At 70.9% G+C, this 11,775-nt stretch carries 10 protein-coding genes; 4 read left to right on the top strand and 6 right to left on the bottom strand.

Annotation, left to right across the window (positions count from 1 at the left end):
* From tpiA to O7631_RS28495, 3 genes are all read left to right on the top strand, one after another.
* On the top strand, positions 1-792 hold the full coding sequence (gene tpiA, locus O7631_RS28505; protein ID WP_278147099.1) for a triose-phosphate isomerase: 792 nt from the start codon (positions 1-3) through the stop codon (positions 790-792).
* 96 nt (positions 793-888) lie between these two features.
* Positions 889-1,149 carry a preprotein translocase subunit SecG gene (gene secG / locus O7631_RS28500; RefSeq protein WP_030337344.1) on the top strand — a complete coding sequence of 87 codons (261 nt, stop codon included), beginning with the start codon at positions 889-891 and terminating at the stop codon, positions 1,147-1,149.
* Between the two features lie 138 nt (positions 1,150-1,287).
* Positions 1,288-1,629 (top strand): RNA polymerase-binding protein RbpA, encoded by a 342-nt coding sequence (locus O7631_RS28495; protein WP_269683205.1) that lies wholly within the window; start codon positions 1,288-1,290, stop codon positions 1,627-1,629.
* A gap of 31 nt (positions 1,630-1,660) precedes the next feature.
* On the opposite strand, the gene pgl is transcribed toward O7631_RS28495, so the two are convergent.
* The 6 genes from pgl to tkt all read right to left on the bottom strand — a co-directional run bounded on the left by pgl (position 1,661) and on the right by tkt (position 10,222).
* A complete protein-coding gene (gene pgl, locus O7631_RS28490; protein ID WP_145779855.1) occupies positions 1,661-2,431 on the bottom strand; it encodes a 6-phosphogluconolactonase in 771 nt (256 codons plus the stop codon).
* A gap of 129 nt (positions 2,432-2,560) precedes the next feature.
* Positions 2,561-3,577 (bottom strand): glucose-6-phosphate dehydrogenase assembly protein OpcA, encoded by a 1,017-nt coding sequence (locus O7631_RS28485; RefSeq protein ID WP_278147098.1) that lies wholly within the window; start codon positions 3,575-3,577, stop codon positions 2,561-2,563.
* Positions 3,574-5,088, bottom strand: coding sequence for a glucose-6-phosphate dehydrogenase (zwf, locus tag O7631_RS28480; RefSeq protein WP_278147097.1), 1,515 nt, complete (start codon positions 5,086-5,088; stop codon positions 3,574-3,576). The genes O7631_RS28485 and zwf overlap by 4 nt, the downstream gene beginning before the upstream one ends.
* A gap of 99 nt (positions 5,089-5,187) precedes the next feature.
* The gene (locus O7631_RS28475) at positions 5,188-6,837 is read right to left on the bottom strand and encodes a glucose-6-phosphate isomerase (RefSeq protein ID WP_278147096.1); all 1,650 of its coding nucleotides are present in this window, start codon (positions 6,835-6,837) and stop codon (positions 5,188-5,190) included.
* 55 nt (positions 6,838-6,892) lie between these two features.
* Positions 6,893-8,068 carry a transaldolase gene (gene tal / locus O7631_RS28470; protein WP_278147095.1) on the bottom strand — a complete coding sequence of 392 codons (1,176 nt, stop codon included), beginning with the start codon at positions 8,066-8,068 and terminating at the stop codon, positions 6,893-6,895.
* 15 nt (positions 8,069-8,083) lie between these two features.
* Positions 8,084-10,222 carry a transketolase gene (gene tkt / locus O7631_RS28465; protein ID WP_278147094.1) on the bottom strand — a complete coding sequence of 713 codons (2,139 nt, stop codon included), beginning with the start codon at positions 10,220-10,222 and terminating at the stop codon, positions 8,084-8,086.
* A gap of 266 nt (positions 10,223-10,488) precedes the next feature.
* Here tkt and O7631_RS28460 point away from each other — a divergent pair, with 266 nt between their 5' ends.
* Positions 10,489-11,442: a heme o synthase gene (locus O7631_RS28460; protein WP_278147093.1), complete on the top strand. Its 954-nt coding sequence runs from the start codon at positions 10,489-10,491 to the stop codon at positions 11,440-11,442.
* The last annotated feature ends 333 nt before the right edge of the window (positions 11,443-11,775 follow it).

Below are 11,775 nucleotides of genomic sequence, written 5' to 3'. Positions count from 1 at the left end.
ATGGCGAGCACCACCCGTCGGCCGCTGATGGCCGGCAACTGGAAGATGAACCTCAACCACCTCGAGGCCAACCTGCTGGTGCAGAAGCTGGCGGCGAGCCTCACCGAGAAGCAGCTCACCGAGGTCGAGACGGTAGTGCTGCCGCCCTTCACCGACCTGCGTACCGTGCAGACCGCGGTGGACGGCGACAAGCTGCTGATCGGCTACGGCGGGCAGGATCTCTCCCCGCACGCGTCCGGCGCGTACACCGGGGACATCTCCGGCCCGATGCTGGCCAAGCTCGGCTGCACGTACGTGGTGGTCGGGCACTCCGAGCGGCGGGCCTACCACCACGAGGACGACACCGTCGTCAACGCCAAGGTGAAGGCGGCGCTGACGCACGGCCTGACCCCGATCCTGTGCGTGGGGGAGGGGCTGGACGTCCGCGAGCAGGGCACCCACGTGGCGCACTGCGCCGACCAGCTCGACGGGGGCCTCGCCGGCCTCACGCCCGAGCAGGTGCGGCAGGTCGTGATCGCGTACGAGCCGGTCTGGGCGATCGGCACGGGCAAGACCGCGACCCCGGAGGACGCCCAGGAGGTGTGCGGGGCGGTCCGGCAGCGACTGGCGGAGCGCTTCGACCAGGAGACCGCTGACCAGGTCAGGGTCCTCTACGGCGGCTCGGTCAAGGCGTCCAACGTCGCCTCGATCATGGCCCAGCCGGACGTGGACGGGGGCCTGGTCGGGGGCGCCAGCCTGGACGCGGAGGAGTTCGCGCAAATCTGCCGCTTCCCGGAGCACCTCGCCCGCTGATCGCTCGGTATCCTGGACACCGCCCGTCCGCCGGTCGGTGCCGCCGTGCCCGATCAGACCGGGCGAGGATCGCTACGAGAGGAACTGACCCCAGCCATGCCGATCTGGTTCGCATACACGTTGATCGTGTTGCTGGTCATCACGAGCATTCTGCTCACCCTGCTGATCCTGCTGCACCGCGGCAAGGGCGGCGGTCTGTCGAGCATGTTCGGCGGTGGCGTCAGCTCCAGCCTCGCCGGCTCGTCGGTGGCGGAGAAGAACCTCGACCGTTACACCGTTCTGGTGAGCGTCGTCTGGTTCGCCGCCATCGTCGGTCTCGGGCTCTGGCTCCGCCTGCAAATGAACAGCGGCGCCTGAGCGAGCGCTTCAAGTCGTACAATCTGCGCGCGGTCCGTCACTCGACGGGCCGCGCGCAGGCTTTTCTCCGCTGCACCGCGTCGCCCGCCGCCCCCCTCGACGACGGCGGGTCCCCTCCGACGACAGGAGCGAGCAGCCGTGCCGAGTGGCAACGTCATCCGTGGCGCCCGCGTCGGGTCCGCACCCATGCGCCCCGACGAGCGACACCAACCCGCCCCCCGACAGGACGTCACCTACTGGTGCCGCAACGACCACCAGACCGACATCCGGATCGCCGCGGAGGCCGAACCGCCCGCGGTGTGGGACTGCCCCCGTTGTGGCCTACCCGCCGGGCAGGACGCGCAGAACCCGCCAGGCCGGGTCCGCGCCGAACCGTACAAGAGCCACCTGGCGTACGTGAAGGAGCGGCGCACCGCCGAGGAGGGCGAGGCGCTGCTGGCCGAGGCGCTCGCCGCGCTCCGCCGCCGACGCGGCGAGTGACGGCTGCGCCGCCGAGGGGGGCGCTGGGCGCCTAACGGAGGCTGCGGAAGCGGGCGGGTACGTCGGCTGCGGCGGCCCGGTCCAGCAGCCACCGGGTACGGCTCACGCCGTGCACCCCGGCAGCCGGCAACTGCACCGGCCCGGCGCCCGCCAACGCCATGCCCACCGCACGGGCCTTGTCGGCGCCGCCGGCCACCAGCCAGACCTCGTCCGCGGTGTTGATCGTCGGCAGGGTGAGCGTGGTCCGCACCGACGGCGGCTTGGGGCTGCCCCGCACCGCGCTGCACGGCCGGGTGTCGTAGTGCACCGGGTGCTCGGGGAAGACGGAGGCGACGTGTCCGTCCTCGCCGACACCCAGCATCAGCACGTCGAAGTGCGGCAGCGTGGCGTGGCCGGGCCGGGCGGCGCGCGCAAGCTCCTCGGCGTACTCCGCTGCCGCCGCCTCGGGGTCGTTGCCGGCCGGGCCGTCGGACGCCGGCATCGGGTGCACCCGGGCCGGGTCGAGCGGCACCACGTCCAGCAGGGCGGCCCGGGCCTGGGTCTCGTTGCGGTCCGGGTCGCCGGCGGGCAGGAACCGCTCGTCGCCCCACCACACGTCGACCCGGGACCAGTCCACCGCGTCGCGGGCCGGCAGCGTCGCCACCGCCCGGTAGACGGCCGCGGCGATCCGACCGCCGGTGAGCACCACCGACGCCTCGCCCCGGTCGGCCTGGGCGTCGAGCAACTTCACCAGCAACCGGGCGGCCACGGCCTGCGCCAGCAGATCGGCGTCGGCGTGGACGGCGACACTCGCCTCACTCATGGGATGCGCCTTCGTTTCCCGACCGCCGAGCGGCCGTAATCGCGTCGTGCCGGACGGATGCGCCCGGAGGTTTCGGGGCAGGACCCGGTCGTGACCCGGCCCTGCCCCGACGTCGTGCCGGTTGGTGGATCAGCCCTCGCCGCTGGTGCCGGAGTGCGCGGTCACGCCGGCCTCGGCGCGTCGTGCGGTAGCCGGATCCTTCCAGACGTGCACCCGCTGCGCGGGACGCTGCTCCAACCCCCGCAGCCCCACGGTCGCACCCAACGCCTCCGCGTACACCTGGTCGGCGTCCAGGCGGCGCAGCTCCTCGGCCAACTCGTCGCCGAGCGGGCGGCGGACCAGCGGCAGAGCCCTGTCGTCCTGGCCCGTCCGCCGGAACACGGCCATGCTGTCCTCGCGGGTCAGCGTGAGCTGGTCACCGTTGGCGCAGCTCAGCTGCACCTCACGCATCCGGGGGAACTCGTTGGTGTCCACCCGGCGCGGGGTGATGCCCAGCCGGCTGGACAGCCAACCGACCATCAGCGCGGCCGTCGGGTCGGTGGCCGGTGCGACGACCGTCGCCTCGGTGATCTGCTCGCTGGTCGTGTCGAACGCCCCGGCGACGAGCGTCCGCCACGGGGTGATCCGCGTCCACGCCAGGTCGGTGTCGCCCGGCGCGTAGTCCCGGGCCCGCTGCCGCAGGGCCTCCACCGGGTCGGCGGCCTGCGCCGAGTCGGTGATCCTCCGGTCGGCGACCACCCCGAGGAAGTCGGTGGCGATCTCCGCCGGCGGCTCCCCGTGCCACCAGGTGACCACCGGCACGTCGGGGACGAGCAGAGGCATCACGACCGACTCGGCGTGCAGGGCCAGCCGACCGTACATCCGGGTGACCACCGCCTCGCACGGGCCGAGTCGTCCACCGACGACGATCTCCGCGTCGAGCCGGTTGCGGTCCCGCTCGATGTCGGAGCGGACCACGACCACCAGCCGGCACGGGTGGGCGGCGGCGGCGATCGTCGCGGCGGCCTCCGCCTCCCGGACCCGCTTCTCGTCCACCACCACGATGAGGGTGAGCGCCATGCCGCTGGCCACCCCGCCGGCGCTGCGCCGCTCGGCGGCCAACGCCTTGACCACGTCGTTGCCCGTGGTGTCCCACAGCCCGATCATGCTCGTCTCCAAGCGCGACCCTCACGGGCCAGCATCTCGTCGGAGGCCCGTGGCCCCCACTCGCCGGCCCGGTACGGCTCCGGCGTGGTGCCCTCCCAGGCGTGCTCCAACGGGTCGATCACCTGCCAGCTCTGCTCGACCTCGGCGGCGTCCGGGAACAGGGTGCGGTCGCCGATCAGCACGTCCAGGACGAGACGTTCGTACGCCTCGGGGCTGGACTCGGTGAACGCCTCGCCGTACTGGAAGTCCATCGCGATGTCGCGGACCTCCATTGTCGTGCCCGGCACCTTCGAGCCGAACTTGAGCACCACGCCCTCGTCCGGCTGTACCCGGATGACCAGTTGGTTGTTGCCCAGCGACTCCATGTCGGCGTCGTTGAACGGCAGGTGCGGCGCCTTCTTGAACATGATGGCGACCTCGGTGACCCGCCGGGGCAGCCGCTTGCCGGCCCGGATGTAGAACGGCACCTCGGCCCAGCGGCGGTTCTGGATGCCCAGCCGCACCGCCACGTACGTCTCCGTGGTGGAGTCGGCGGGGACGTCCTGCTCCTCCCGGTAGCCGACGGCGCGTTCGCCGCCCACCCAGCCGGGCAGGTACTGACCGCGGACGGTGTCCCGGGAGACATCCTTGGGCAGGGTGATCGCCTTGAGCACCTTCAGCTTCTCGGTCCGGATCTCGTCGGCGTCGAAGCTGGTCGGCTCCTCCATCGCCACCAGGGCGAGCAGTTGGAGCAGGTGGTTCTGGAGCACGTCGCGGGCGGTGCCGACGGTGTCGTAGAAGCCGGCGCGGGTGCCGATGCCGACGTCCTCCGCCATGGTGATCTGCACCGAGTCGACGTACTTGGAGTTCCACAGCGGCTCGAACAGGTTGTTGGCGAACCGCAGGGCGAGGATGTTCTGGACCGTCTCCTTGCCCAGGTAGTGGTCGATCCGGAAGACGTCCTGACTGGTGAACACGTCGTCGACGAGGTCGTTGAGGGCCTTCGCCGACGGCAGGTCGTTGCCGAACGGCTTCTCCACCACGACCCGACGCCAACCACCGGACTTCTTGTTGTCGGCCATGCCGGTGCGGGCCAACTGCTTGAGCACGACGGGGAACGCGGCCGGCGGGATGGAGAAGTAGAACGCCGCGTTGCCGGTGATGCCGTGGGTCTGCCGCAGGTCGTCCAGCGTCGAGGCCAGCGTGTCGAAGGCCGCGTCGTCGTCGAACGAGCCGCCAACGAACTTGATGTTGCCGGCCAGGCGTGCCCACACCTCGTCCCGCCACGGGGTACGCGCGTGCTTGCGAGCCGCCTCACACGCGAGGGTCTCGAAGTCGCCGTCCCCCCAGTCACGGCGGGCGAAGCCGAGCACCACGAAACCGGGTGGCAGCAGCCCCCGGTTGGCCAGGTCGTAGACCGCGGGGAGCAGCTTCTTACGGGCCAGGTCGCCGGTCACCCCGAAGATCACCAGAGCGCAGGGCTCCGGGATCCGGGGCAACCGGCGGTCCTGCGGGTCGCGTAGCGGGTTCACCGAGCCATCGTCGGTTCGCGACTGCGGGGCTCGCAAACCCGGCTCACTCCTCGCGCTCACGGCGCCCCCTCGCTTCCGCTTCAGTCACGTCGTCCATCGTCACGCCCGCAGCTGACCGGCCGCGTCGAGCAGTTGGGCGACACCGGCAGCACGGTCGGTCAGGTGCAACCGCAGCACCGGCCGCTCCCGACCGGCGAGGGCCTGCCGGTCACCGGCGGCCTGCGCCGCCTGCAACTCACCGAAGGTGTACGGCTTGCCCGGCACCTCCAGGTCCTCGGCGACCGCGCCGGTCACCTGGAGGTAGCTGCCCACCTGCGGACCACCCTTGTGGTACTGGCCGGTCGAGTGCAGGAACCGCGGACCCCAACCGAAGGTGACCGGGCGCCCGCCCGCCTGGGCGAGCAGCGAACGCAGCCGGGCCGCGTCGGCGTCGGCGAACCGGTCGAGGTACGCCATCACCGCGAGGTAACCGTCGTCGCCCAGCCCGTCGAGCAGCCAGCGCAGCACGCCGGCCAGGTCCCCGGGAGCGCCCTGCGGGGCGTACACCTCGATCGCGCCCTCGGTGAACGACGGCGTCTCCGCCGGCAGCCCCGAGGCCAGGATCTTGTTGGTGTTCTCCTTGGACTCGGTGACGTTCGGCTGGTTGAACGGGTCGATGCCGAGCACCACACCGGCCACCGCTGTCGCGTACTCCCAGGCCAGGAACTGCGCGCCCAGCGGGCCGTTGACGGCCACGTCCGGGTTGGCGCCGCCGCCCGGCACGTCACCGGGGGCCAGCGCGCCGCCGTAGCTGACGGTCAGCACGTCCGATCCGGTGGCGCCGGGGCTCTGCGGGGACTCCACGACCACCGGGAGGATGCCCACCCCGGCCTTGCCGGTCGACTCGGCGATCAACTGCTCGGCCCAGTCGCCGAGCCCGTCGATGCCGGTGCCGTCGGAGATCAGCGCGACCTTGTCCCGGGCCAGCGTCGCCGCCGCGCCCAGAGCGGCGCCCAGCGCGAGCGCCGGGTTGTTCTGGTCCGCGCCGAGTGACGTGGCCAGCGCGTCGGCCTGGTCGAGCAGCTCCGCGACCTCGACCCCGGCCAGCGCCGAGGGCACCAGACCGAACGCGGTGAGCGCCGAGTACCGGCCCCCGACGTTCGGGTCCGCGAGCACCGTGAAGGCGCCCATCTCGTTGGCGGTGGCCTCCAACGGCGAACCCGGGTCGGTGACGATGACGAAGTGCCGGCCGGCCTCCGCCTCGGTCATCCCGGCGTCCAGGAACGCCTGCCAGTAGGCGCGTCGGTGGCTGTCGGTCTCCACCGTCGACCCGGACTTGCTCGCCACCACCACGACGGTGCGTTCCAGCCGGTCGCCGAGCGCCGCCCGGACCTGGCCCGGGTCGGTGGTGTCCAGCACGGTCAGCGGCCTACCCAGCGTCTGGGTGATCACCTCGGGCGCCAGCGACGAGCCGCCCATGCCCGCGAGCACTACGTGATCAAGGTCGGCCAGCTCGGCCTTCAGCTCGGCCAACTGCGCCAACAGCTCCCGGCTGCGCCGGTGGGTGTCCACCCAGCCCAGCCGGATCTTCGCCTCGGCCTCGGCGTCCGGACCCCACAGGCTGGCGTCCTTGCCGGCCAGCTTGCCCGGGACGCCGGCCTTCACCAGCGCGTCCCGGGTCGAGGCGGGCGCGGCCTTGTCGACCGCGTCCGCGCCGTACACGGCGAGCCCGGCTGCTGCCTCCACCGGCCCACTCAACAGGTCGCTCATGCCGTCACTCCGCTTCGCTGCGTGCCGCCATGAGGCACCTTCGCGCTGCGCTCGCTCATGCGCCACCGGCCTTGTCGGCGGCCTTCGCGTTGTCCTTGGCGGCCTTGTTCGGGGAGCCGGTGCCCTGCGCGGCGGCCTTCAACGACTTGGTCACCCCGTCGAGCAGTTCCTGCCAGCTGACCTCGAACTTCTCCACGCCCTCGCGCTCCAGCGTGGCGATCACGTCGGCCATGTCCACCCCGACCGACTCCAGGTCCGCGAAGACCTTCCGGGCCGCGTCGTAGGACCCGGTGACGGTGTCGCCGCGGGTCTCGCCGTGATCGGCGTACGCGTGGATGACCGACTCCGGCATGGTGTTGACAGTGCCGGGGGCGATCAGCTCCTCGACGTAGATCACGTCGCGGTAGTCCGGGTTCTTCGTCGAGGTGGACGCCCACAGCGGCCGCTGCGGGTGCGCGCCGGCGGCGGCGAGCGCCTTCCAGCGGTCGGAGGAGAACACCTCGGTGTAGCGCTCGTACGCCAGCTGGGCGTTCGCGACCGCGGCCTTGCCCTTCAGGGCCTTGGCCTGGTCGGACCCGACCTTCTCCAATCGCTTGTCGACCTCGGAGTCGACGCGGGAGACGAAGAACGACGCGACCGAGCCGATCTTCGACAGGTCGTGGCCGTTGGCCTTGGCCTGCTCCAGGCCGGCGAGGAACGCCTCCATGACCGCCGAGTAGCGGTCCAGACCGAAGATCAGCGTCACGTTGACGCTGATGCCCTCGGCCAGGGTGTCGGTGATCGCCGACAGGCCCTCCTCGGTGGCCGGGATCTTGATGTAGAGGTTGGGCCGGTCGACCAGCCACCACAGCGCCTTGGCCTCGGCGACCGTCTTGTCCGCGTCGTGGGCGCTGCGCGGGTCCACCTCGATCGAGACCCGACCGTCGACACCGTCGCTGCCGTCGTACGACGGGCGCATCACGTCGCAGGCCCAGCGCACGTCGTACGTGGTGAGCATGCGCACTGCCTCTTCCACGTCCACGCCACGGGTGGCGAGGTCGCGCAGCTGCCAGTTGTACTCGTCGGCGTCGCTGAGCGCCTTCGCGAAGATCGTCGGGTTGGTGGTGACGCCGGCCACGTGCTTCTCGCGGCGGAGCTGGTCCAGCCCGCCGGAGGTCAGTCGTACCCGGGAAAGGTCGTCGAGCCAGACCGCCACGCCCGCGGCGGTCAGCTCATTCAGCTTGTCGGTCATGCCGTCCACGCTCCCTCAGTTGCCGGTCGTGAAACCGGTGATGTCGCCCACCCGGGCCAGCGAGGCGTGCGCCGCCGCCACGATCCGGTCGGGGGTGAACCCGAACTGCTCGAAGAGCACGGTGTGCGGGGCGCTCGCGCCGTAGTGCTCCAGGCTGACGCTCTCGCCGAGGTCACCGACGATGCCGCGCCAGGACATCGCGATGCCCGCCTCCACGCTCACCCGTGCCTTTACCCCGCGAGGGAGCACCGACTCCCGGTACGCCTCATCCTGCTCGTAGAACCACTCCTGGCAGGGCATGGAGACGACCCGGGTCGGCGTGCCGTCGGCCTCCAGCCGTTCCCGGGCGGTCAGGCAGAGCTGCACCTCGGAGCCGGTGCCGACGATGATCACCTGCGGCTTGCCGTTGGAGGCCTCGGCCAGCACGTAGCCGCCCTTCGCCACACCCTCCACGGCACCGAGGACCTCGCGGTCCAGGGTCGGCAGCGGCTGACGGCTCAACGCCAGCGCGGTGGGCCGGTCGGTGTGCTCCAGCGCCTGCCGCCAGGCCCAGGCCGTCTCGTTGGCGTCCGCCGGGCGGACCACGTCCAGGCCCGGGATGGCGCGCAGCGCGGTCAGGTGCTCCACCGGCTGGTGGGTCGGGCCGTCCTCGCCGAGGCCGATCGAGTCGTGCGTCCACACGTAGGTCACCGGCAGCTTCATCAGCGCGGCCAGCCGCACCGACGGACGCATGTAGTCGCTGAACACCAGGAACGTGCCGCCGTAAGGGCGGGTGCCGCCGTGCAGGGCGATGCCGTTGAGGATCGCGCCCATGGCGTGCTCACGGATGCCGAAGTGCAGCGTGCGGCCGTACTCGTGGCCGGGGAAGTCCTTGGTGGCGTGGGCGGCCGGGATGAACGACGGCTCACCCTTCATGGTGGTGTTGTTGCTCTCGGCCAGGTCGGCCGAGCCGCCCCACAGCTCCGGGAGCACCGGCGCGAGCGCCTCCAGGACCTTGCCGGAGGCGGCCCGGGTGGCGACGCCCTTGGCGTCCGCCGGGAAGACCGGCAGCGCGTCGGTCCAGCCGTCGGGGAGTACGCGACCCGCCAGCCGCTCGTAGAGCGCGGTGCGCTCCGGGTTGGCCTTCTTCCAGCCGTCGAACGCGGTGGTCCACTCCTGCTGCGCGTCGGAGCCGCGACCCATCACCGAGCGGGCGTGGGCGAGCACGTCCTCGTCGACCTGGAAGGTCTGCTCCGGGTCGAAGTCGAGGATCCGCTTGGTGGCCTTCACCTCGTCGGCGCCGAGCGCCGAACCGTGGATCTTGCCGGTGTTCTGCTTGTTGGGCGCGGGGAAGCCGATGATGGTGCGCAGCGCGATGAAGGAGGGGCGCCCGGTCTCCGCCTTGGCGGCCACCAACGCCGCGTACAGCGCCTCGGCGTCCTCGTGGTAGTCGCCCTGGTCGGCGTCGCCGCTGCGCCAGTCGACGGTCTGCACGTGCCAGCCGTACGCCTCGTAACGGGCGGCCACGTCCTCGCTCTTGGCGATGCGGGTGTCGTCCTCGATGGAGATCTCGTTGTCGTCGTAGATCACCGTGAGGTTGCCCAGCTGCTGGTGCCCGGCGAGGGCGCTGGCCTCGTGGCTGATGCCCTCCTCGATGTCACCGTCGGACACGATGCACCAGATGTCGTGGTCGAAGACCGACGCGCCCGGCTCGGCCTCGGGGTCGAACAGGCCGCGCTCGCGGCGGGCCGCCATGGCCATGCCGACCGCGTTGCCCAGGCCCTGCCCGAGCGGGCCGGTGGTGGTCTCCACGCCCGGCGTGTGCCCGTGCTCCGGGTGACCCGGCGTCTGCGAGCCCCACTGCCGCAGCGACTTCAGGTCGTCGAGGCTCAGCGGGTAACCGGACAGGAACAGCTGGATGTAAAGCGTCAGGCTGGAGTGCCCGGCGGAGAGGACGAACCGGTCCCGGCCGGGCCAGTTCGGGTCGGCCGGGTTGTGCCGCATGACGCGGTTGAAGAGGAGGTACGCCGCGGGCGCGAGGCTCATCGCGGTGCCCGGGTGGCCGTTGCCGGATTTCTCTACGGCGTCCATGGCCAGTACGCGGACGGTGTCTACGGCCCGGCGATCGAGGTCGGACCAGTTCAGTGCGGAGTGCTCGGGTCGTTTGGCAGCCACGATGGTTGTGCTCCTCGGCAGATGGGCGGAACCCTCACCGATGACCTTATCGAGCGTGCCTAAACCAGCGCCCGGGGATCTCATCATGGTGTGCGTTACGTGACGATCCGACTGCGCGATCCCACCCGGTGGTGTGACGGCCCGCACCGTTGTCGGGTCGGCCGGGCAGCCAAAACGACGACGCGTAGTGTGTGGGTCGGTGTGCGGACCCGAGCGGGCCCGACATTTCCGAATCTCCCCGTGCCGATGCCGGAAGGTGGCAATCCGTGAGCATGATCACCGAGCGCCCCGCGAGCAACCCGGCCGGGCAGCACCCGGCGCGGGCGGCCGAGGGCACGGTGGCCCGGCGGGACGTGCGCGGGGTGCTGTCGGCGTACGTGGCGCTGACCAAGCCGCGGATCGTCGAGTTGCTGTTGGTCACCACCATCCCGGCGATGATGCTCGCCGAGGGCGGTCTCCCGTCGCTGTGGCTGATGGCCGTCGTGCTGATCGGCGGCTCGCTCGCCGCCGGCGCGGCCAGCGTGCTCAACTGCTACATCGACCGGGACATCGACCAGTTGATGCGGCGCACCAAGCGTCGGCCGCTTCCGGCGCACACGGTGTCGCCGCGTAGCGCGCTGATCTTCGGTCTGGTGCTGGCGGCGGTGTCGGTCGCCCTGATGGCGGCGTTCACCAACCTGCTGGCCGCCGGGTTGACCCTCGCGGCGATCGTCTACTACGACGTCGTCTACACCCTGTGGCTCAAGCGGTCCACCCCGACGAACACCTTCTGGGGTGGCGCGTGCGGGGCCGCCCCGGTCCTGATCGGGTGGGCGGCCGTGACCGGCTCGCTGGCACCTGCCGCCTGGGGGCTCTTCGCGGTGGTCTTCTTCTGGCAGATGCCGCACTTCTACCCCCTCGCCATGAAGTACAAGGACGACTACGCCCGAGCCGGTATCCCGATGCTGCCGGTGGTGGCCTCGATCCGGCGGGTGAACGCCGAGATCCTGATCTTCGCGTGGCTGACCGTGCTCACGTCCCTGGCTGTCTGGCCGCTGGGGCTCAGCGCGATCTACGGGGTGCCGACCCTGGTGGTGGGTGCCATCTTCGTCATCGAGGCGCACAAGCTGTGCCGGCGCGCGACGCGTGGCGAGGCGGTCAAGCCGATGCGGCTGTTCCACTGGTCCACGACGTACCTGACGATCGTGTTCGTGGCCGTCGCGCTCGACGCGCTGATCTGACCGTTCGCTGGTTCCGGCCCGCCTGCCGGTGTGTTTGCGGGCGGGCCCGCGGCTCTGATCTGATGCGATCGTCGTGTGCTTTGATCTGACCCGATCACCGCGTGGCTCTGATCGCCCCGATCGCACCTGGCTGATCGGATCGACGCCGGTGATCACCTGATTAATCATGGCCGTAGATGAGTTGTCCGGCTTTAACGTCACATCAGAGTAACTTTCAGCATGAGTCCGATGGGCTCAACCTGCGGTGGTTGGATGCTCAAATGTCGACGCTGTTTGGGCGCAAAAGTCGGTATATAACCGGACAGTAAGTCTGTGGTGAGCCTTAAACCTGTA

Source organism: Micromonospora sp. WMMD967 (assembly GCF_029626165.1).
Classification (GTDB): domain Bacteria; phylum Actinomycetota; class Actinomycetes; order Mycobacteriales; family Micromonosporaceae; genus Micromonospora; species Micromonospora taraxaci.
The sequence above is the reverse complement of the archived record's forward strand: the minus strand, read 5'-3'. Positions and strand labels throughout refer to the sequence as shown.